We start from the raw sequence: 22,196 nt of genomic DNA, 5'->3' as shown, positions 1-22,196 counted from the left end.
AACAAATAGTGAAAGATTTCACCAGAAGAAACGTCTTACATATAGATAATTGTTTGACGTTCACAAGCCAGGCGCCCATCTTCGAGGTAAAGGTTCTCTCGATCAATAAACCATACCCGCTATAGTATTGCCTGTTCAAGTCATTAGTTATCTTCGCTTCACGTTCCTAATCTTATTGTAAATAGGCTTATCCATGCTAATAAATGCACGTAGTCAGTGCTAGCCAAATACTATTCTATAGGAAAGGAGGTGAAATATTATGAAAAGACGCGCGTTTATTTTAACGCTTGCGCTTTTAGTGGTATTTGTGGTTTCCGTCTCCGTTGCTTTTGCTGCGGGGAAGCCTGTTGTTCCGACAGTAAGCATTACCGCCCCGGCTAATGGTGCTACCGTTTCCGGCGCTGCAGTTGCCGTTTCGGCCGATTGCACTGGAGGAAGCGGCGCTACAGTTTCTGGTGTTACCTATGCAGTCGACGGCGGTACTGCTGTTGCCATGACCGGACCGAATGGAGCTGCATCCGGTACCTGGACCGCCAATTGGGATTCGACACAGGCTAGCAATGGTTCTCATACAATAGCTGTCACCGCGACTAACTCGTCTAGGAAAACCGCGACAAGCTCGATCACTGTAAACGTTTCAAACAGTGGTGGAGGTGGAGGGGGAACCGGCGCATATGCGTTGATCGCCTACAACGATCTCGGTATGCACTGCGCATGCCCGAACACTGACCTGATGATTTTGTTGCCGCCGTTCAACACGCTTCGCGCACAGCTGATTCAGAGGGCGAGCAAGCCAGTGAACGTTACTAGCGGAGTCACTGTCGAGTATCAGTCGGTCGAGAACAGCGAGGCTAACCTCCTGCAAGATACTGAGTATTTGAAATGGCTGGACAACGCCAACAGGTACTTCCCGACATCGAAGGGATATCCTACGATTAGCAGGACCAATATCGTTGGTCTTACCGGCAACAAGCTTAACGGTACGATGAAATCCACCGGTGCCTTCTGGGAGGCTACCGGTATTCCAAACTATCCGGCGAAGGACACGGCAGGAATTTTGGATTTCTTCGGTGAGAAGAGGAATCCGTACCTAACGGCTAACATTACCGCCAAGGATTCAACAGGTAACATTCTTGCGACCACTTCTGCGGTTGTCCCGGTATCCTTTGGCGGATGCTGCGGATGCCACTACACGTTGAGCCAGAATGTTCTCGGTATATCCAACCCGACTCCTGATCAGTCGTTCAAGGTCATGAGCGATTTGCACCTGAGAGACACGGGCGTTGACTTCTATTCAATGAAGCCGGTCCGTTGCTCGTCATGTCACGCCGACCCGGCTGTTGATGGCCCGAATGCAAAGAACGTGAACTGCACGACAACGTTCTCAGAGGCGCTGCATCTCTTCCATGCGAACAGCGCACTGGTAAAGAGCCAGTACTCTTCCAACATTGACAACGACTGCTACCAGTGCCATCCGGACAACAACAAGGTCAAGTGCTACAGGGGTTTACATCAGAACGCAAGCCTCGGTCTTAATAAGTGGTGTTCTGACTGCCATGGTACTATCCTTAACCGTAAGGACAGAACCAACTACAGCACTCCTTGGCTCTATAACTCGTTGCCGAAGTGCGCACAATCCGGCTGCCATACAAACACATATGCAGAAAGTGCTAGGAGTACAACCGGTATCTTTGGTCTCTATCTAGCGAGCGAAGGACATCATGGTGGGATGCTTTGTACGACCTGCCACGGAGCTCCTCATTCGGAGTTGCCTGCATCGAACCAGTATGTCAATGACAACGGTCAATCTGTTAGCTTACAAACTCCATTTGGTGTCACAAATGGAAAGGCAATTGGCGTCTGCGATGTATGCCACATAGGCAGAAGCACGACTTGGGGAGTACCTCCTCACTAAATGCCTGTGGGAAGACATTTGAAGAGAAGGGCTGCTTAAGCCCTTCTCTTTTTTCTTGCGTATTCGGTAGGAACATGTGCCTACCATCTTATGAATAAGGTTCCTAGTAGTAAGCACTACTAAATATACAATAGGGCGGGCTTGATGACACCTCGCTATTGTACTTAAATAAAACAAAGGTTTATTTTCTAGTTGGGGGTTTTATATGATAAAAAGCAAACTATGGATTTGTTCCCTTATACTTATAACGTTGGCGACGATTTCTATAGCGGGGTGCGCATCCGAGCAGAAGTCCCCCACGACCAAAGATGCTAATGTATTAAATCAACCGCTAAAACTATCTAAAGAATTTAAGCTCGACAAAAAGAAGATGAGCGCATATATTGAAGAACCTCAGATTGCGAAAGATTTTCCGGTTTCGACCACCTATGGTTATTACTATGCATATTCAATGAGTGCGCTTGATCGTGAAATAAAGAAAGAATTTCAGGATAAGCTCATTGCCGCGCTAAAGAACATGCAAGCGTCAGATGGGGGTTTTACCTGGGATTCGCATACAAAAGGCTCTGACATATACGATACCTACTGTGCCGTCTGGACATTAAAAAAACTTGGGGCTCTTAACCAGATAGATTCCGCAAAGGTTGAGGGGTTCATTAAATCTTGCAGTAATAAAGATGGGGGATATTGTTTTATGCCCGGCCAGGAATCACAGCCTATTCACGCTCTTCATGGTATAGCGACTCTAACCTTGCTCGGGAAAGGGTCAAGTGTTGATAAATCCTCCGTTGTTGAGTACTTAAAGCCGCTTCAAGCTAAAGAGGGCGGATTTTCGTTAAAAAAAGGGTTTCCCGGAAACGTAAAGACTACCTATGCAGCCTTGCATTTGTTGAAAATACTTGATTCGTTGGATATCGTAGATAAGGAAAAAGCCACAACCTTTTTAGTAAGCGACCAGTCAAAGGATGGTGGCTTCTCGTATATGGTCGGCGACAAAAATATCAATATCCCTGAAAACGCTTATTATGCTCTCTCGTCACTTCGTTTACTCGATGCCTTGGATAAAATAAAGGCAAGACCTTTATCGGGTTTCTTGCGGGACCGTTATACGGCCGATGGCGGCTTTTGCGATGTCTATTATGGCAATACAAAATACCCGACCGCCTACTACGGGATAGCATGCTTAGCTGAGCTGGGGTACCTGAAAAGCCCTGCTATCAGTGAATAGGATTTGCTATTACCCGACCCTAGTTTCATAGTTCATCAGGTCTGGTATAATAAGCCATAGGATATACTCTACAACAAAATAGAGCGACCGGGAGCTGCTTCTTGGCGGCTGAGAGGTGAAGGGTTAACTTCACGACCGTTTGAACCTGAAAAACGGTTTTAACCGTTTCTGGATAATGCCAGCGAAGGGACTTGCGCGAGATTTACAGCCGTGCCTTTTCTGGTGCGGCTTTTGTTTTTTAATCAAAGGGAGGAGAAGTATGCAAGAAATCATCAACCAGTTTGGCGACGACCTTCAGGCGATTCGGGATAAGAAACCGCTTATCCATCACATCACCAACTTCGTCGTTATGAACGAGACCGCGAACGCAACCCTCTGCATCGGCGCGCTACCGGTCATGGCGCACGCTAAAGAAGAGGTTGAGGAAATGGTGGGCTTTGCCGGGGCACTGGTCTTAAACATCGGCACACTAACGCCGGAGCTTATCGACTCGATGATCATCGCGGGCAAGAAAGCCAACCAGCTAGGGATCCCGATCGTATTTGACCCGGTAGGGGCGGGCGCCACTAAGCTTAGAACCGACGCCAGCAATCGTATTATGGGTGAGCTTGAGCTAGCCATAATACGAGGAAACAGCGCAGAGATCGGGATTCTAGCGGGTGCAGGCGGCGAGATTAAAGGTGTTGAGGCGGTTGGAAAGAGCGAGCAGATGGCCGAGGTCGCCCGCGAGTTCGCCGCCAGGCAAAACGCCGTGATAAGCGTTACCGGCATTCAGGATATTATCACGGACGGCGAGAGGATCGCGCTTGTCTCAAACGGCGACCCGATGATGGGGACGGTCACGGGGACCGGTTGTATTTCGACGACCATCACGGCCTCGTTCGCCGCAGTTCAGCCGGACCGCTTTATTGCGGCAACCGGAGCTTTGACCGCATACGGTATCGCCGGCGAAAAGGCAGCGTTTATTTCGGGTTCGCGGCCGGGAACGTTCCATGCATCGCTCTATGATACAATATATGCGCTAATGCCCGAAGATGTTATAAGGGGTGCTAAAATTGAGCTTGTCCAGACAATCGGCGCTGAAAAATAGCCTCGGTTTATACATGGTCACGATAGAGACCTCGGGCAAGAGCCATCTCGATATCGCAAAAGCGGCGATAGAGGGTGGGGCGTCGATTATCCAATATAGGGATAAACATGCATCGAGCCGGAAGCTCTTTGAAGACGCCCTGGAATTAAGAAAGCTCACGGCAGATGCGGGCGCCTTGTTGATTATCAACGACCGCGCCGATATCGCCCTCGCGGTTGAAGCGGATGGCGTGCACCTTGGCCAGAATGACCTTTCTCTCGCTGAGGCGAGGCGTATTCTTGGGGATACATATATCATCGGTATTTCGGCGACGTGTTTCGACGAGGCGGTTGAGGCGGCCGATCGGGGCGCCGACTATATCGGGCTCGGTCCGGTGTTTCCGACCCCGAGTAAGGACGACGCCGCTCCTCCAATCGGGTTAGAGGGAGTTGCCGCCGTGAGGAAGGCGGTCGATATCCCTATAGTTGCCATCGGCGGCATTACCATTGATAATATTGAAGAGGTCGTACGTGCGGGCTCGGATGGGATTGCCGTTATATCCGCAGTCTCTTCAGCCCCCGACATGGGTGTCGCCGCCCGCACGATTACCGGTATGATACGCAATGTAATCGCTAAATAGTTTGGAAGGATTTAGGTTTAACCGTAATGTCAACGATTATTGAGAGATTAAAAAAGGGTCAACCGGTCGCCGAGATCGATGCCGTGGCTATTGAGGAGAACTTGCCGCCCAGCGAGGTGGCCGCCGGTATCCTTGACGGAAGTATTGTTATCCCGAAAAACGTAAATAGACATAACATGAGAGCGATGGGCGTCGGTAAGGGGCTACGGACCAAAGTCAACGCAAACATCGGCACATCAGATGAGTATCCGTTGCTGGACGAAGAACTGCATAAGCTTGAAGTCGCAGAGAAGGCGGGGGCCGATGCGGTGATGGATTTGAGCACCGGTGGCCCGCTTGTCGAAATACGCACGCAGATCCTGGCGAAGTCGGTGCTACCGCTCGGAACCGTTCCGATATACCAGGCGGCGGTACTGGCAAAGGAATCCTACGGCAGTATCGTCGATATGACGCCCGACGACGTGTTCCGTGTGATCGAGACCCAGGCGAAAGAGGGCGTCGATTTCATGACGGTTCACGCCGGTATCACCTGGAAGACGCTCAATGCGCTGCAGCAGCAGGGAAGGGTAACCGATATCGTAAGCCGCGGGGGTGCGTTTACCGTCGGTTGGATGATCCATAACGATAAGGAAAACCCCCTCTACGAGCAGTACGACAGGCTTTTAGAAATAGCACGTGAGCATGACGTAACGCTTAGCTTGGGTGACGGGTTACGGCCGGGTTGTCTGGCCGATGCGTCCGATCGCGCCCAATTCCAGGAGCTTCTGGTGCTGGGCGAGCTGGTCGATAGAGCCCGAAAGGCCGACGTGCAGGTTATGGTCGAAGGGCCGGGACATATGCCGTTTGACCAGATAGCGGCAAATATGCGTCTCGAGAAAGAGATATGCAACGGTGCGCCGTTTTACGTTCTGGGTCCGCTGGTGACAGATGTCGCTCCAGGATACGACCATATAACGGCGGCAATCGGCGGCACTATGGCGGCGGTCTCCGGGGCCGATTTCCTCTGCTACGTAACGCCACGCGAGCACCTAGGGCTTCCGACAGCCCAGGATGTACATGATGGCGTCATAGCCTCACGAATCGCAGCCCACGCCGCAGATATCGTTAAAGGGATAAAAGGTGCAGCCGAGTGGGATCTCTCTATGGCTAAAGCACGAAAAGCGCTCGATTGGAACGAGCAGATACGGCTCTCCATCGACCCCGAAAAAGCCGAAGCCGCCCATAAAGAGCGCAAGATCAAAGATGTCGAGGGCTGCACCATGTGCGGCGACTTCTGCGCCATGAAAGTGGTCGCGCAGTACCTCGGCACAAAAGTAGAGACCTGCTAAAGAAGGGTCCAGAGGCCAGGGACCGGGGTCCAGGGAGATCTCGGAGGGGCAACATGGCATCTGATTCGAGTTATAAAAAACTGCTCGTTTGGCAGAGAGCAAAGGAATTGACATTAATTATTTATAAGGAAACGAGTGGTTTCCCTAAACAAGAAGCATTTGGTATTACGAGTCAACTAAGGAGAGCTGCAACCTCGGTTATCGCAAATATCGCTGAAGGATATGAGAGACAGCACAGAAAAGAATATATACAGTTTTTATTTAATGCGAAGGGTTCTTTAGCAGAGGTTGAAGTATATCTCGATTTATCAAAAGATCTATGTTACTTCAATGAACAACAATTTGAAGTATTATCAGGGAAGCAAAAAGAGGTAGGCAAGTTGCTAAACGCATTAATAAATTCTTTAAAATCTTAAACCCTGGACCCCGGTCCCTGAACCCTGGACTCTAATATGAAAGTTAAAGATATCGGTGAGTTTGCACTAATAGAGCGAATTGCAGAGATCGTCGAGCATGCGGACGAGCGTGTTATCCTCACAATCGGGGACGACACGGCGGTCGTAAAGCCCACCGAGCTTGGTTATACGCTTCTTACCACCGACCTGCTGGTCGAGAACGTCCACTTTACGTTGAATTCGATATCCCCATGGCAACTGGGTTATAAGTCGATCGCTGTGAACCTAAGCGATGTTGCCGCGATGGGCGGGTTGCCCAACTACGCTGTAATCTCGCTTGCGGTCAATCCTGAGACGGATGTCGTGATGATTGAAGATCTTTACAGGGGAATGGCCGACATTTCGCGAACCTATGGATTAAGCATAGTCGGCGGCGATGTAACAAAATCAGATACATTGATAATAAATGTGGCGCTTGTCGGCGAGGTCGAAGAAGAGAACCTCTGCAGGCGAAGCGACGCTAAAATAAACGACCTTATCATGGTGACCGGTGAATTGGGGGCATCGGGTGCGGGGTTACGCTTAGCCTTGAACCCCGGGCTGGAATCAAAGGTGAAAGAGTCGGGACCCTTGAAGAAAGCGCACTTTCTACCCGAGCCGCGCGTCAAAGAAGGCAGGATTCTGACTCACGCCGGCGTAAACGCCATGGAGGATATAAGCGACGGCTTGGCGAGCGAGATCAAGCATATCTGTGAAGCGAGCCTGGTCGGTGCCCGACTTTATATGAGCAAGGTGCCGGTAGCCAAGGGTGTCGAAAAAGTGGCCGAGCTTACCGGCGAAAGGGCGATAGATATCGCGATAAGCGCCGGCGAGGATTACGAGCTTGTATTTACGGCCCCCGGGGAACAACGGGAAGAAATCGAACGCCGCCTTGCCGATGCCGGGACCAAAGCTACTGTGGTTGGTGAAGTCGTGGATATCTCTGATGGGATAACCATCGTTGATTGGACTGGCAATGCGCGTACGCTTGAGGTTGGCGGATACACGCATTTCTAAACTAGTGGGCGCCAAAGCGCTCAGGTTGTGAGGGGTATGGACATTAAAAAGGTTCTTGCGATAGGCGGTTCGGATCCGAGCGGTGGTGCGGGCATACAGGCCGATATAAAAACGTTTGTCGAGCTTGGCATCTACCCGTATAGCGCGTTGTCTGCCGTAACCGTTCAGAACAGCCAGGGCGTGACCTCCTACGAAATTATGACGGCGAAGCTCCTGCACGACCAAATCGCAACCCTTCTTGCCGAGACCGATATCCAGGCGGTAAAAACCGGCATGCTAGGAAGCTCTGAAAACATGATAGAAGTCGGTAATCTGATCGCACAAAAAGCGATAAGCTTTACCGTGATCGATCCTGTGCTACGGGCAAACAATGGCAAATCGCTGGTATCGGAAGCATCACTGGCGGTCCTCAAAAAACGCGTGCTTCCGCATAGCTTCATGGTCACGCCAAACCTGAGCGAGGCGAGCTGCCTTACCGGAGTGAGCATCACAAGCGAGCACGACTTCCTCAAAGCGGCAAAGATATTAAAAGATACCGGTGTCGCCTGGGTTCTTATAAAAGGCGGGCATCTTGAAGGCAATATGGCGGTTGACCTGCTTTACGATGGTGAGCACGAATACTATTTCGAGGCGAAACGGGTTAGGACCCAGAACGTGCGCGGAACCGGATGCATGATGGCCTCGGCGATCTGCGCATTCCTGGTGCACGGCCTGAAGCCCGACGAAGCCGTCGATAAAGCCAAGGCCTATGTCTACAATAAGATACACAAGGCGGTTCTACTGGGTAAAGGCAGCTTGCAGGCGCTTCATTTCGCCAACACTACCAATAGAAGCACGGACGCAGAGAGAGCTGCAGAGGGGCATGCGATTACGGAAGCCCACAAACTTATAGAAGGTGATACGTGTGAAGATAGGATTGATCAGTGATACCCACGGCTATGCCGGTGGTTGGCAAAAGGCGGTCGATATATTCGGCGACATAGAATTTGCAATCCATACAGGGGATATTCTAAGCAGCGGCCCATTTAATCCCAGACTCGAATCATATAACCCGCTCGAGTTGGCCAAGGCGATAAACTTTGCGCCCTTTCCAACGATTTTTGCGAAAGGCAACTGCGATGCCGAAGTAGATACGTTCGCCATCGCATTTCCAATCCAGAACCCATACGCTTTCATCTACGCCGATGGCCTGCGGATAATGGCGACACACGGCCACCTCTACGATGAGGATAAACTGGTCGAGATGGGCCGCAGGTATGCCCTGGATATTATCGTCAGCGGCCATACCCATGTGAGAGGCATCAAGAAAACAGAGGGCATTGTGTTCGTCAACCCGGGAAGCGCATCGCTCCCAAAAGGCGAGGACGAAATCACGTCTGTAGGCATTATTGAAAATAGAACGATACGCGTGGTGTCCTTGGATGATGAGGAAGAGCTTGACCTCATAGAGTTTTAATAGAATTACCGGACGTTTTAACGCAAAGCAAAAAGCCCGGGCTTTTACAGAAAGCCCGGGCTTTCAAATTCCTGGCGGAACTAGACGACACGGGTTACTTTATTAGCCTTAAGGCACTTCGTGCAAACATAAACGTTCTTCGGCGAACCGTCGATCATCGCGCGAACTTTCTGCACGTTGACGTTAAACCTTCTGCGCGTTAGCCTATGTGAGTGGCTTACAAGGTTCCCTGACATAGGGCCTTTTCCGCATACAACGCATTTTCTAGCCATCTCGATCTCCTCTATAAAATAAATTCAACACCGCAAAATGTTACCATTTATCCGGTTATATGGCAAGGTGCGAGGGTCGTTTTATTGTTTAACCAACTTTCCTCAAGGGTAATTGTATCATATCTGTTTTGTTTACCTGAGAGGAGGTGACTAGTTTGACGAAACAAGAGATTATCGAACGGCTTAATTACTTACGAGCGACGGAACTTTTTGCTATTCAGCAATATATGAACCACCACTATAGAGTTAAAGGCATGGATTTCTCGGATATTAGAGATATCGAGAGAAGTACCGCACTCGTCGAGATGAAGCATGCCGAGATGCTCGCCGAGAGGATTAACATGCTCGGCGGCGACCCGATAACAAACCCTGGACAGGTATCCCAACTAAAAACAAGCCAGGTTAACACCTCTGAAGATAGTAAGGGAATGCTTATGGCAGACCTCGAGCTTGAGAGAGGCGCCATCCGTGACTACACCAAGGCGATCCAGGATCTCGGCGACAGCGACCCCGGAATCAGGAAGATGCTTGAGGATATCCTCATGCAGGAGGAAGAGCACGCCGATACGTTCGGCACATGGCTCGGTGAAGAACAGGCTTACGAGATAGGCGAACTCAAAGGAGCGGCCTAACCGCGACATACATTTGATCGACCGCTAAAAAGCGTTGCATCTCGCAACGCTTTTTACTTTCTATGAGAGACACCGATTATGCTATAATTTCTGTCAATAAGTGTATAATTCTTAGCCGGTTATTGCATCCTCTTCATAGCCTTGTTAAGAAGCGTTAAACTCACGACGGATACAAGCCAACTGGTAATAGTAATGGTTATAGTAAGGTAGTCAAAAATGCTCGTACAAAGCAACGTCCTATCATTATTAAGTGCCTCGGCCTCAGCCCTTAAGAAATATGAAGACGAGGTAAATCGCTTAAACGTCTATCCGGTTCCCGATGGGGATACCGGAACGAACATGCTTCATACCATGCAAAGCGTGATAAGCGAAGTTTCAAAGACCACCGACCCGTCTATAGAAGGTATCATAAAGGCCGTCGCCTACGGCTCGCTTATGGGCGCTAGGGGCAACTCCGGGGTTATTCTTTCCCAAATCATCAAAGGTATCTGCGAGGAAGCTGTGGGGAGTGACAGGTTCTCTTCGGATGCGATGATACGGGCGATTCGACGGGGTGCCGACATCGCCTACCGGGCGGTCACTAAGCCCGTTGAGGGCACGATGCTTACGGTTATCAACGATATGGCGAAAGCCGCCGAAAGCCTCTCGGGGAACGGGATACGGCCTATCGACCTTCTCGAGCGCGTCGTCGAGGAAGGACGCAGATCGGTCGAGCGCACTCCCGTGTTGCTGCCGGTTCTTAAGGAGGCAGGGGTTGTCGATGCAGGCGGATATGGGCTGGTCGTGCTCGCCCAGGGCATTTTATCCGCATTGAAAGGCGAGACCGTTGATAGTGGGATGGGCGAAGAGGCGAACCATATCACGGTCGTTGATGAAAACGCGGTAGAAGGGGGCATCAAGTACGGCTACTGCACCGAACTGCTACTTAAGAGCAACGGCATCGATATGAAAGCGCTCGAGGTGCAGCTTGACCCGCTCGGAGACTCCATGCTCATCGTCGGATCGCCCGAGCTGACGAGAATACATATCCACACAAACGACCCCGGGCACATCCTATCGATCGCCACCAGCCTCGGGAGCGTAAACGACGTACAGATAAATAACATCATCGAGCAATCCAAGCAACGCAATCAATCTATCAAGGACGGCTCAAGCCACGAAAAGGCCTCAGGTGTCGGTGTTATTGCGGTCGCCAACGGCGAGGGCATTAAAAAGATCCTTGTAAACCTCGGTGTTGGCCGCATCGTCAGCGGCGGGCAAAGCATGAACCCAAGCACTGCCGATATCGTCGCAGCCGTCAAAGAGATGCCCAATAAAGAGATAATCATCCTTCCGAACAACAAAAACATCATCCTGACCGCCCGGCAGACAGTCGACTTAACCGATAAAAAGGTATCCGTCATACCGACAAGGTCGATTCCCGAGGCGTTTTCAGCATTGCTTTCGTTTGATAGCGAGGCCTCTCTTGAAGACAATATCGAAGCAATGGAAGGGGCGTTCGAGGACGTTAAAACGGGCGAGATCACCCATGCAGTGCGGGACGGCAATAACGGCAAAACCGGCGGCTTCTCAAAAGACGACTTGATCGGCCTGCATAAAAGCGAAATACACGTAACCGGAACAGACCTGGTCGTAACTACACTTGCCCTTATCGAGAGCATGCTGTCCGCATCCGACGAGGTCGTGACTGTCCTGGCCGGGGAATACGTTACAGACGATGAGATCGACCTGCTTTCTGAGACAATCGAGCAAAAGTTTCCCGACCTCGAGCTAGATATGTATAAAGGCAACCAACCCATCTATCATTTTATCATCGGTATAGAATAAAATACGGATAAAGCCTTTAAAGGAGCGCGTATGCCCAAAATTGCGATTGTTACCGACAGCACGGCCGACATGCCGCTGCCGTTTTATAAAGAAAACGATATAACTATGGTGCCGCTTATCGTCCGGTTCGGCGAAGATACCTACAAGGACTGGGTCGAGATGCCGCCCAAGAAGTTTTACGCGATGCTCAAGCAGGCCGACGCCCTGCCTAAAACATCCCAACCCTCGGTTCAGGATTTTATCGAAGCCTACGAGAAACACGCCGGTTGCGACCATATCATTTCGGTTCATCTTTCATCAAAGCTGAGCGGCACGTACCAGTCTGCTTATATCGCGGCTCAGAACGTGAGTACTCCTGTAACGGTCATCGACAGTAAACAGGCAAGCGTGGGCACCACCGCCATCGTAAAAGAACTTATAGCTGCCCGGGATAAAGGGCTCGGCCTTGATGAAATGCTCAAGATCGCAGACGACCTGGTCGGAAAAATGACGCTTTTGTTTTATGTGGATACTTTAAAGTACCTGGAAATGGGCGGGCGGATCGGCAAAGCATCGGCGCTCGTCGGCTCTATCCTGAATATAAAACCGATTCTTGTCCTCGATGACGGGGTTGTTGCGCCATTCAAGAAGGTGAAGGGGCGCAAAAAAATAAACCGGGAACTCATCGAGGCATTGAAGGCGGCAAGCGATGGTAAACGCCTCAGAATATGCCTGATGCACGCCAACGCCCCTGAAGCGTTGGAGGAACTAGAAGCCCTTATGCAGCAGGAGGGCCTAAACTACGAACTGTTCATAAAGTCAGAACTCGGTAGCGTCATCGGCACATATACGGGGCCCGGTACCATCGGCATCCTGTTCTACCCGATAGACGAGAAGACAGCGGTCCAACCCGCATCCGGCAAACGAAACAAACCTGACTACGACCCCTGCTGATAAAAGGGTCTAGGGTCCGGGGGCCGGGGTCCAGGGAAAACCGCTGACAAGGGTCATTCTGAACGAAGTGAAGAATCTCGAGTGCACTTGCCGCGTTTGTCACTTACCAGTGCCTAGGTGTAGGGAAGAGCGCATAATGATGAAATGATTTGATTTTAATTGTCTGATTCGCAGAGCAAAAACAAAAATACCACAGCACTTGACCAGCCTGTCTCAAAAGTTAAATTTGTCGGGGGCGTAACTGTCGGCCACCTGAAAAAGCTTGGGATCGAGACGGTTGGCGACCTCTTGTTTCATTTTCCGCACAGGTATCTCGACCTTTCAAGGATGCGAAAGATCGGTGAACTGAAAAACGGGGAGAGCGCCACGATAATCGGCGAGGTGCGCGAGGTGAAGAGTTGGCGTAGCCAGCGGGGGATGCGCGTCGTTAACGTATCCATCTTCGACGGGACGGGATATCTAACCGGAACATGGTTTAACCAGCCGTTTATCACAAAGCGCCTGAAAGAGGGAATGCAGGTTACCTTTAGCGGAAAGGTCTCGTACAAATACCGGCAGTTACAGATAGACAACCCGTTGTACGATATCCTAAGCGAAAACAGCGGTGAATCCATTAACTCCGGGCGAATCATCCCCATCCACCCGGCGACGCAAAACCTGACGACCAACACCTTGCGAAGGATTATCAAGAATGCCCTCGATGAGTACGGGGAGGTTCCCGAGGCTCTGCCCGCGGACCTGCGAAAGCGTAACGATCTACTCTTAAAACCGACGGCCTTAAAAGAAATCCATTTTCCCACGAGCAGGGACGTGCTGATAAAAGCCCGCACCAGGTTCATCTTTGAGGAACTCTTCCTGATGCAGGTCGGCCTTGCCGCGCGAAAAAAGCATATCGAAACACAAACGAAGGGTATCGCTCACAGGCGTGACGGCGACCTCATTCACAGGTTTTACGAAGCGCTGCCGTTTGAGTTGACCTCCGACCAGAAAAACGTAATCGACGAGATACAAACCGACATGGAAAAGCCGATTCCTATGAACCGCCTGCTGCAAGGCGAGGTCGGCTCCGGAAAGACCATGGTCGCACTGGCAGCGCTTCTTACCTCTGTGCAAAGCGGCTACCAGGCGGCGATGATGGCGCCCACCGAGGTCCTGGCAAGCCAGCACTACATAAAACTTAAGGGTATGCTTGAAAAGTTGGGTGCGGAAACCGCGTTACTGACCGGCACATTACCCCCGAAAGAGCGCGAGCGCCTTATGCAGCGTGTGGGCGACGGCGATATCGATATCATAATCGGCACACACGCGATTATCCAGGAATCGGTCGACTTTAAACGCCTTGGCGTTGCGGTTATCGACGAGCAGCACCGCTTCGGCGTCCAGCAGCGCATCACGTTAAAAGAAAAGGGATACTTCCCGGATATCCTGATAATGAGCGCGACGCCTATCCCGCGTACGCTCTCCTTGACCCTCTACGGCGACCTCGATGTCTCCATCATCAAAGAGCTTCCAGGGGGCAGGAAAGTGGGCGAGCATATCAAAACAATCCTTTTAAAGGATAACCACCGGGATAAAGCCTACGAGAAAATCCGAAGCGAGGTCGGCGCAGGCAGGCAGGCCTATATCGTCTGCCCGCTCATCGAGGAATCGGATAAGCTAGAAGTCAAAGCGGTGATGGAGGAGGCGGACCGCCTCACACACGAGGTCTTCCCGGATTTAAGTGTCGGTCTCATACACGGCAAGCTCAAATCCGCCGAAAAAGAAGAGGCGATGCGCCTGTTCAACGCCGGAGAACTGGATATTCTTATCTCGACAACCGTTATCGAGGTCGGTATCGATGTCCCCAATGCCACGGTGATGCTCGTCGAGGACGCCGATAGATTCGGCCTGGCCCAGCTTCACCAATTAAGGGGAAGGATAGGCAGGGGCGGGCATAAATCGTATTGCCTCCTCTTCGCAAGCATGACGACAGATGAAGCGAAGCAACGGATGGAGGCGATCCGCACCATAAACGACGGCTTTCTGCTCGCCGAGGCAGACCTAAAAATACGCGGCGAAGGCCAGATATTCGGCACGCGCCAATCAGGCCTGCCCGACTTAAAGCTGGCAAAACTCACCCGGGACATCGAGGTCCTGGCCACCGCCCGCAAAGAAGCCTTCACCATAGTAGACACCGACCCGACCCTGGCGACTAAAGCGAATCTGCCGCTGCGCTTCGAAGTCAAAGCAAAATTCGGCAATTCCCTGGATTGGCTGTTCCAGGCATAATATATTGATAAAGGCTTATTCTGGATTATGAGAGTTATCGCAGGCACTGCACGGGGACGAAAATTACATTCGCCGAAAGGGCAGGCAATACGGCCTACATCCGATAGGGTGAAAGAGGCCGTATTCAATATTATTGGCGGCCGCGTCAATGAAGCTAACGTATTAGACCTTTTTGCAGGAACGGGCGGGCTTGGTATCGAAGCACTTAGCAGGGGTGCGAAAGCGGCCTATTTTATCGATACCGGCAACGAAGCGATTCATCTGATCAAAAAGAATTTAGAAGCGACAGGGCTAGGCGATGCGGCGGTTGTGGTCAAAGCGGATGCCGACAAAGCGGTAAAAAGGTTGACAAAGGATGGCGCTAAGTTTGATTTGATTTTTCTTGACCCTCCTTATAGAATTAGCGTATCCTTTTTAGATGCCATCCTAATTGCACTGGGACACCATGTGTTGCAATCCGATGGCTTGCTTGTTTTGGAACACTCGGCAAAACTTGAACCAAGGGCCGTTGAAGGCCTTGGTGTAGAGTCCACGCGCGTCTACGGGGACACGGCCATAACGTTCTACAGCAAGAACGATTAGAAAGGTTTGCGATGACAAAAGCAGTTGTTCCGGGCAGCTTTGACCCAATAACTGCCGGTCACATAGATATCATTAAACGAGCTACCGAGATTTATGACGAGGTAGTCGTCGGCATAGTCGTCAATCCGAATAAGCGCTCGCTTTTTTCTCTCGAGACGCGTGTCGAGATGGTCAAGGAGGCGATCGGCTGGGCGGACAAGATCAAGGTAGATGCGTTTGACGGCCTACTGGTTGAGTTTGTAAGAATGCAAGACGCTCGTGTTATCATAAGGGGACTAAGAGCGGTCTCTGATTTCGAGCACGAATTCCAGATGGCCCAGCTAAACCGAAGGTTAGACCCAGAAGTAGAAACAATCTTTGTAATGGCTAGTCCAGAATATGCATATCTAAGCTCTAGTATCGTTAAAGAGATCGCGCGATACGGGGGCAATATTAATGGACTTGTACCACCCAACGTAGAAAAACTGTTGCGCGATGCGCTGGCTTAGCCAGGGGAGGGTTATAGTATAGATGGATATAATGGGCCTAATTGACCGGTTGGAGGACGTGATCGCAAATGGGCGAAAAGTACCTCTGTCCGCGTCTGTAGTGCTACAGGAGCAGAAATTATACGACATAATAGACGAACTAAGAGCTGCACTTCCGGATGAACTAAAACAGGCTCGGTGGATTGTCAAAGAACGACAAGAAATGATCGATGAGGCCGAAAAGGAAAGAAACCGGATCATCGAAGAAGCCATGATACGTGCGGAAGCCATGACGACCGAGAAGGAAGTAATGAGGCTTGCCGAGCGAAGAGCGGCCGAGTTAATCGAAGCGGCGCAGGCACGAGAGCGTGAGATTCGCCTCGGTGCCGAGGATTACGCCGATGAGATGCTTGCGAACCTTGAGGTAAACCTCGGAAAGCTCCTAACCGCCGTACAGCGTGGCCGCGACCGGCTGCAGGGACGTCTCGAGCGTTAATTCACTCATATGTACAGCTATTATTATTTTTATATTTTTTTGCAACTGATCATTACATTACTAAACAGGTAAAGTTCTTGTGGTAATCATCACAAGAACTTTTTATATGCGGCCAGCTATACCGATCCGTTTCGCAGCTTCTGTTTTTCATAAAACGGGTATTATAGACTATTATAGACGAGTTATTGCCTAATCAAGGTATTAGGTAATAGGCGAATAAAAGAGAGATTCTAAGTTGAGGTTGAGAAGATGAATAAAGCGGTTATAGACGTAAGAGATATCATCGACCATATAGGGGCCGAAGAGGAATTCTCGTTCGAGGAGAAGTTCTCTGCTATTAAGACAGAACCAACAAATATCGAATTCACCGAGCCTGTAAAATTCGATATAAAAGCGCAGAACACCGGCTCGGGCATTCGTATCAAGGGCCATATAAAATCGGCGCTTAAGCTTATATGCAGCCGTTGCCTCAATGAGTTCGGCTTTCCGGTCGACTGGGCGATAGATGAGATATTCTACGCACCGCCGGCCCCCGAAGAGGAAGCCTATACCATGAAAGACAGTAAAATCGATCTCGGCCCTCCCGCCGAAGAAGAGTTTGTGCTGGCTATCCCCATGAAACCCCTGTGCAAAGAAGCCTGCGAGGGAATCTGCCCCATCTGCGGCGAACCCATAACCGGCAAACACAAACCACACGAAGAAGTAAAAATCGACGCCAGGCTCGAAGTTCTTAAGAAACTACTCGAGGACCAGGAGAAGAAGTAATTTATGAGAATCGATATATCCAAAACAAATAAAGCTGTTGTTCTTATCGTCTTAAGCTTACTGCTTGTCGCTATCTCTCTAGCTTTAACTTCATGTGGGCGCGTAGTCGTTGGCTCGGGTAACGTCAAAACAGAGACCAGGGACGTGCGCAACTTTAATAAAATTTCGCTTGCCGGGATGGGCAACCTCATTATCAAGCAGGGCGACGAGGAATCCCTTAAAATCGAAGCCGAGGATAACATCCTTCCTATAATCACAACCGGTGTTAATAACGGGCAGTTGGATATCGGTTTTAGGAGCTCCGGGTTTCCGGTCGACCTGATGCCAAGCAAACCGATAAACTTTTTTCTTACGGTAAGGGACCTCAACGGCATCGACCTATCGGGTGCTGCTAATATCAAAGAGGCTACGATAAAGACGGATACGATGGATCTTTCGACGAGCGGGTCAAGCGATGTGGCCATGAACATCGAGGCAAACGAGCTTACCTCAAGGTCGTCGGGGTCGACCAAGTTCAACATGTCGGGTACGGTCGACCGCCAGGAAGTAGACATCAGCGGGTCGGGCATATATTCGGCGGCGGACCTTGCCAGCAAAGAGTGCAGGGTCAGCATCAACGGCTCGGGTAGCTGCACCGTTAAGGTCAGCACCCGGCTAAATGTCAGCATCAGCGGAAGCGGCGACGTATCCTATATCGGGAATCCCTCCGTGAGCCAAAGTATATCCGGCTCGGGTACTGTCCGGAAACTCTCCCGTTAATCTATGGCTCGACACTCCGGCATCATAGTCTTTAATTAGCCTCCAAAAGGATATATGATGGTCGTATGCCGTCAATACCAAACCGAAGCCGCATCATCTTAGTCATACTTATATTATGCCTGATCGCTGCATTAAGCATCGCTGCCACAGCGCTTCTTATATCCAAGAAAGAATCGCGGGCTGTTTCAAGCACAACGGCCCGCGCGGCGGCATTTCGATCCCGGGAATCAACTCAAAGTACACCGTTCCGCTTCGTTGTGATGGCGGACAGCAGGGGCTCGACCAGGGGTGTGAACGAGTCGGCATTGCGAACGATTATGGGTAAGGTGAAAAAGCTGTCGCCGCAGCCTAAATTCATCTTTTTCGCGGGCGATATGGTAGGCGGCGGCCCCATGGTAACCCGGCAGCTGGTTTTCTGGAAAAGCATTATGGACGATTACTATCCGCTCAAAACCATCTATCCGGCATTCGGCAACCATGAGAGTAACGAATCGGTTTTCTCGAAAGCGTTTTCGTATCTGCCGAACGAAACGGTCGCCGGCTACGGGCGAACGGTCTACCGGATAGCTTACGGCAACGCCGATTTCTTCGTCCTTAACTCAAACCGCTCGCATGAGGTGACATACGCCCAGCGCAATTGGCTCGATAGGGCGTTGAAAAACAGCGCAAAGAAACTGCACTTTGTCTTCTTCCACGAACCGGCCTATCCCACGGGGTCCCACTACGGGTCGTCGCTCGATGGCAACAAGCTTTCGCGGGACAAGCTGTGGACGATTTTCGATACACGCGGTGCAACGCTCGTATTCGTAGGCCACGAACATAACTACACGCGCAGGCACATCGACTCGGCCATGAACGAGACGATAAAAGGTACGAGGTTTAGCTTTAAACGAAGGATATACCAGGTAACGAACGGCTCCGTCGGGGCGCCGGTTACTTCGACATACAAGAGTAAGACCGGTGTGGACGTGTCCCCGAAGGCGGTCTATGCCTACTCGGTCATTGATGTTTCCGGAGGCAAGGTAAGCGTGCAGGTATTCGACTCAAAAGATAAATGTATCGATAAGTTCTCGATAGGTAAGTAACTGAACCTGATCTTCTTCTGGCTCCTGACTCCTGACTCCTGGCTTCCACAGCTTTTTGGGCTGGACATAAGAACCGCTCCCATGTACAATAAATGCTGTTGTTTAAGCCTATCCAAGCCTGCGTCTTGGCAGGCTTTTAGTTTTGGTGTAGCATTTTAGTTTGTTATGGGTAAAAACCGCGTAATCTAAGTTTGAAGATGTTCCGGGGAGGTGCTAAAGATGGCAGTACCCAAAAGAAGAACCTCAAAAGCAAGAAGAGACTCACGTCGCGCTCACTGGAAAGCGATTTCCGGTCCGGCCTTGGTGGAGTGTCCTCAGTGCCACGAGCAGAAACTGCCGCATCGTGTATGCTCGTCATGCGGGTATTATAACCGCAAGCAGATTCTTGAGGTAGAGTAGTAAAAGCTTAACAGCTCACATAAACACATAGAGCAACGATATGTTAGATGCAAGACACACACGATATTCAAGGTAACAACCCTCGATAGGTGGTTTACATGCTGGATATGTTGTTTTGCCCAAAGGGAGTAGCAGTTGTCGGAGTAGGACGTGACGAGGGAAGCGTCGGCCACGAAATATTCGACAACATACGAGCAGCGGACTTTAAAGGTAAGTATTTCGCCGTGAATCCTAAAGCAGAGGAAATTCACGGCGAAAAAGTTTATCCATCCATAAAGGATATCCCGTATCCCGTTGAGTTAGCCGTCATCGTGGTTCCGGCACGTCTGGTCCCCCAGGTTTTGGAGGAGTCGGGCGAAAAGGGAGTCAAGGTGGCGGTTATTATTTCGGCAGGGTTTAAAGAGACCGGCATCGAGGGCGCCCGCCTCGAGCACCAGGTAGTGGATATCGCCGGCCGGTACGGCATGCGCGTTTTGGGCCCCAATTGCCTCGGCGCCTCAAATACCGGCTGCGGCCTTAATGCAACATTTGCTAAGGAAAACCCGATTACCGGCGATATCGCGATGATATCGCAATCCGGGGCGCTTCTGACCGCGATCCTGGATTGGGCCAAGGCCGAGCGAATCGGCTTCTCTAAGGTCGTAAGCCTCGGGAACAAGGCGGATATCAGCGAAATCGACCTTCTTCAGGCCCTCAAGGACGACGACCAGACCAAGGTCATCTGCGCCTATATGGAAGGAATCAACAAAGGCCGCGAATTTATAAACACGGCATCCCTCGTTTCAAGAAAAAAGCCGATTATCGCAATAAAATCAGGCGTCACCGATGCGGGTGCGCGGGCGGTTTCTTCGCATACAGGAACGCTTGCCGGTTCCAACCAGGCGTTTAACAGCGCATTCCAACAGAGCGGCGTAATCCGGGCCGATTCCGTCGAAGACCTTTTCGACTACGCGGTAGGGTTTGCCTATCAACCCCTTCCATTAGGCAGAAGCGTGGCGATTCTAACCAACGCGGGCGGGCCGGGCATTATGGCTACGGACGCGTGCGAAGAGCACGGCGTGCCGCTGGCTTCGTTCGAGCGCGAAACGGTCGAGGCGTTCCGGGCGGTATTGCCTCCCGCAGCGGGTGTATATAACCCGGTTGACGTACTTGGCGACGCAAAGCCCGACAGATACCGGGCGGCAATGGAGATAGCGCTCAATGATGCAAATGTAAACGCTATGATCGTCATTCTTACCCCGCAGGCCATGACCGATATCGACGAGACCGCGCGGACAATCGTCGAAGTCTCGCGTGCTTTTCCCGAGAAATTGGTCTACGCCTGTTTTATGGGGCGGGCCGATGTCGCATCGGGTGTTAAGATATTAACCGAGAACAAAATTCCCAATTATTACTATCCTGAAAGAGCCGTGGCAACCCTGGCCGCGGTGCTTCATTATATAGAGTACCTCAACCGGCCCCCGCAAACGTATGAGGTGTTCAAGGCGCGCAAGACCATCGTCAAGGATATTTTCGAAGATGCGAAGCAGCATGGCAGGCGCGACCTGCCCGATATCCAGGCATCCCAGGTGGCGAACGCCTATGGGATACCTATCGCGCGCTCTGTCCTCGCACACGACGTGGACGAGGCCATCCGGGTAAGCAAACACCTGGGGTTCCCGCTCGTCTTAAAGATAGCCTCACCGGATATCCTGCATAAAAGCGATGTTGGCGGTATTGCGGTCGCCATAAAGAACGAAACCGACCTGGAAAACGCATATAACCAAATCATCACGAACGTAGCGCGGTTTATGCCGCAGGCCAATATCTGGGGCGTAAGCGTCCAGGAGATGATATTTGGGGCCAGGGAAACCATTATCGGTGTGAATAGAGACCCCCAGTTCGGCCACCTGATTTTGTTCGGGCTCGGTGGCATTTACGTTGAAGTCCTAAAAGACGTGTCGTTTAGAATCGCCCCTATATCCGAGCAAGATGCCAGGAAGATGGTGCAGGAAATACACGCCTATGCCTTACTACGGGGTGTGAGAGGGCAGCCGAGCGCCGATATCGATGCAATCGTCACGACGATCCTGAAAATATCGCAGCTCGTCACCGATTTTCCGCAAATCATCGAGATGGATATCAATCCGTTTATGGTTCTTAATAAAGGTCAGGGCGGTATCGCCGCTGATGTTAGAATTACGATAGGAGAGTGAGAGAGGGATGGCGGTCCTATATATTGTTTCTACCGAGGCGTATTCAGGAAAAACAGGTTTGTGCCTAAGCCTCGGCTTAGAGTTACTGGAGAGGGGCTTCAAACTCGGCTATATGAAACCGGTCGGCACACTTCCGGGGATAGTTAATGATAAAACAGTCGACCTTGACGCATACTATATTCTCAAGCGCCTGGGCATCGAGGAAAACCTAGAGGATGTCTCTCCGATCTCCTTGACCCGCAAGTTCATGCACGCCCATCTCAAAGGCGAGGAACTCGACAGCATCCATGTCATTAAGAAGGCATTCGACAAGTTGTCCCAGGATAAAGACGTCATGCTGCTTGAGAACGGAGCCGATGTGAACGAAGGCCGGTTCATTAATGCGGCCGCATTCCAAATCGCCCGAGAACTCAATGCTAGGGCGCTCTT

At 50.9% G+C, this 22,196-nt stretch carries 23 protein-coding genes; 22 read left to right on the top strand and 1 reads right to left on the bottom strand.

The annotated features are described in order from the left end of the window. Nucleotides 1-259 precede the first annotated feature (259 nt). The 9 genes from ACYC56_RS00370 to yfcE all read left to right on the top strand — a co-directional run bounded on the left by ACYC56_RS00370 (nt 260) and on the right by yfcE (nt 9,087). Nucleotides 260-1,915: an Ig-like domain-containing protein gene (locus ACYC56_RS00370; protein WP_461372186.1), complete on the top strand. Its 1,656-nt coding sequence runs from the start codon at nt 260-262 to the stop codon at nt 1,913-1,915. A 205-nt stretch (nt 1,916-2,120) separates the two neighbouring features. Beyond that, on the top strand, nt 2,121-3,143 hold the full coding sequence (locus ACYC56_RS00365; RefSeq protein WP_461372185.1) for a prenyltransferase/squalene oxidase repeat-containing protein: 1,023 nt from the start codon (nt 2,121-2,123) through the stop codon (nt 3,141-3,143). Between the two features lie 259 nt (nt 3,144-3,402). After that, nucleotides 3,403-4,233, top strand: coding sequence for a hydroxyethylthiazole kinase (thiM, locus tag ACYC56_RS00360; protein WP_461372184.1), 831 nt, complete (start codon nt 3,403-3,405; stop codon nt 4,231-4,233). Between the two features lie 13 nt (nt 4,234-4,246). Beyond that, nucleotides 4,247-4,852, top strand: a complete 606-nt coding sequence (gene thiE, locus ACYC56_RS00355; protein WP_461372211.1) for a thiamine phosphate synthase — start codon at nt 4,247-4,249, stop codon at nt 4,850-4,852. A gap of 26 nt (nt 4,853-4,878) precedes the next feature. Further along, complete coding sequence (thiC, locus tag ACYC56_RS00350; RefSeq protein WP_461372183.1) at nt 4,879-6,180, top strand: phosphomethylpyrimidine synthase ThiC; 1,302 nt, start codon at nt 4,879-4,881, stop codon at nt 6,178-6,180. Nucleotides 6,181-6,233: 53 nt separating this feature from the next. Next, the gene (locus ACYC56_RS00345) at nt 6,234-6,596 is read left to right on the top strand and encodes a four helix bundle protein (protein WP_461372182.1); all 363 of its coding nucleotides are present in this window, start codon (nt 6,234-6,236) and stop codon (nt 6,594-6,596) included. Nucleotides 6,597-6,632: 36 nt separating this feature from the next. Further along, nucleotides 6,633-7,631, top strand: a complete 999-nt coding sequence (gene thiL, locus ACYC56_RS00340; protein WP_461372181.1) for a thiamine-phosphate kinase — start codon at nt 6,633-6,635, stop codon at nt 7,629-7,631. Nucleotides 7,632-7,667: 36 nt separating this feature from the next. Continuing rightward, nucleotides 7,668-8,558, top strand: coding sequence for a bifunctional hydroxymethylpyrimidine kinase/phosphomethylpyrimidine kinase (thiD, locus tag ACYC56_RS00335; RefSeq protein WP_461372180.1), 891 nt, complete (start codon nt 7,668-7,670; stop codon nt 8,556-8,558). Then, nucleotides 8,536-9,087 carry a phosphodiesterase gene (gene yfcE, locus ACYC56_RS00330; protein ID WP_461372179.1) on the top strand — a complete coding sequence of 184 codons (552 nt, stop codon included), beginning with the start codon at nt 8,536-8,538 and terminating at the stop codon, nt 9,085-9,087. Before thiD ends, yfcE begins: the two co-directional genes overlap by 23 nt. Nucleotides 9,088-9,167: 80 nt before the next feature. Here yfcE and rpmB read toward each other — a convergent pair whose 3' ends face one another. Then, nucleotides 9,168-9,359, bottom strand: a complete 192-nt coding sequence (gene rpmB / locus ACYC56_RS00325) for a 50S ribosomal protein L28 (protein ID WP_461372178.1) — start codon at nt 9,357-9,359, stop codon at nt 9,168-9,170. Between the two features lie 155 nt (nt 9,360-9,514). On the opposite strand from rpmB, the gene ACYC56_RS00320 reads away from it, so the two are divergent. From ACYC56_RS00320 to ACYC56_RS00260, 13 genes are all read left to right on the top strand, one after another. After that, entirely contained in the window at nt 9,515-9,991 is a 477-nt protein-coding gene (locus ACYC56_RS00320; protein ID WP_461372177.1) for a ferritin-like domain-containing protein, read from the top strand. 216 nt (nt 9,992-10,207) lie between these two features. Continuing rightward, nucleotides 10,208-11,818 carry a DAK2 domain-containing protein gene (locus ACYC56_RS00315; protein ID WP_461372176.1) on the top strand — a complete coding sequence of 537 codons (1,611 nt, stop codon included), beginning with the start codon at nt 10,208-10,210 and terminating at the stop codon, nt 11,816-11,818. A 30-nt stretch (nt 11,819-11,848) separates the two neighbouring features. Then, nucleotides 11,849-12,751 carry a DegV family protein gene (locus ACYC56_RS00310; RefSeq protein WP_461372175.1) on the top strand — a complete coding sequence of 301 codons (903 nt, stop codon included), beginning with the start codon at nt 11,849-11,851 and terminating at the stop codon, nt 12,749-12,751. A gap of 159 nt (nt 12,752-12,910) precedes the next feature. Then, complete coding sequence (recG, locus tag ACYC56_RS00305; protein WP_461372174.1) at nt 12,911-15,019, top strand: ATP-dependent DNA helicase RecG; 2,109 nt, start codon at nt 12,911-12,913, stop codon at nt 15,017-15,019. 27 nt (nt 15,020-15,046) lie between these two features. Continuing rightward, a complete protein-coding gene (gene rsmD / locus ACYC56_RS00300) occupies nt 15,047-15,601 on the top strand; it encodes a 16S rRNA (guanine(966)-N(2))-methyltransferase RsmD (protein WP_461372173.1) in 555 nt (184 codons plus the stop codon). A gap of 11 nt (nt 15,602-15,612) precedes the next feature. Beyond that, nucleotides 15,613-16,089, top strand: coding sequence for a pantetheine-phosphate adenylyltransferase (gene coaD / locus ACYC56_RS00295; RefSeq protein ID WP_461372172.1), 477 nt, complete (start codon nt 15,613-15,615; stop codon nt 16,087-16,089). 22 nt (nt 16,090-16,111) lie between these two features. Next, nucleotides 16,112-16,564, top strand: a complete 453-nt coding sequence (locus ACYC56_RS00290; protein ID WP_461372171.1) for an ATPase — start codon at nt 16,112-16,114, stop codon at nt 16,562-16,564. A 249-nt stretch (nt 16,565-16,813) separates the two neighbouring features. Then, entirely contained in the window at nt 16,814-17,329 is a 516-nt protein-coding gene (locus tag ACYC56_RS00285) for a YceD family protein (RefSeq protein WP_461372170.1), read from the top strand. Nucleotides 17,330-17,332: 3 nt separating this feature from the next. Next, nucleotides 17,333-18,088 carry a head GIN domain-containing protein gene (locus tag ACYC56_RS00280; RefSeq protein ID WP_461372169.1) on the top strand — a complete coding sequence of 252 codons (756 nt, stop codon included), beginning with the start codon at nt 17,333-17,335 and terminating at the stop codon, nt 18,086-18,088. 65 nt (nt 18,089-18,153) lie between these two features. Further along, complete coding sequence (locus ACYC56_RS00275) at nt 18,154-19,173, top strand: metallophosphoesterase family protein (protein ID WP_461372168.1); 1,020 nt, start codon at nt 18,154-18,156, stop codon at nt 19,171-19,173. A 219-nt stretch (nt 19,174-19,392) separates the two neighbouring features. Further along, entirely contained in the window at nt 19,393-19,572 is a 180-nt protein-coding gene (rpmF, locus tag ACYC56_RS00270) for a 50S ribosomal protein L32 (protein ID WP_461372167.1), read from the top strand. A 98-nt stretch (nt 19,573-19,670) separates the two neighbouring features. Further along, a complete protein-coding gene (acs, locus tag ACYC56_RS00265; protein WP_461372166.1) occupies nt 19,671-21,767 on the top strand; it encodes an acetate--CoA ligase alpha subunit in 2,097 nt (698 codons plus the stop codon). Nucleotides 21,768-21,774: 7 nt separating this feature from the next. Beyond that, nucleotides 21,775-22,196 (top strand): AAA family ATPase (locus tag ACYC56_RS00260; protein WP_461372165.1); only part of this gene is annotated, 422 nt, incomplete at its 3' end.

It is taken from the genome of Candidatus Aquicultor sp. (assembly GCF_054640775.1).
The sequence above is the reverse complement of the archived record's forward strand: the minus strand, read 5'-3'. Positions and strand labels throughout refer to the sequence as shown.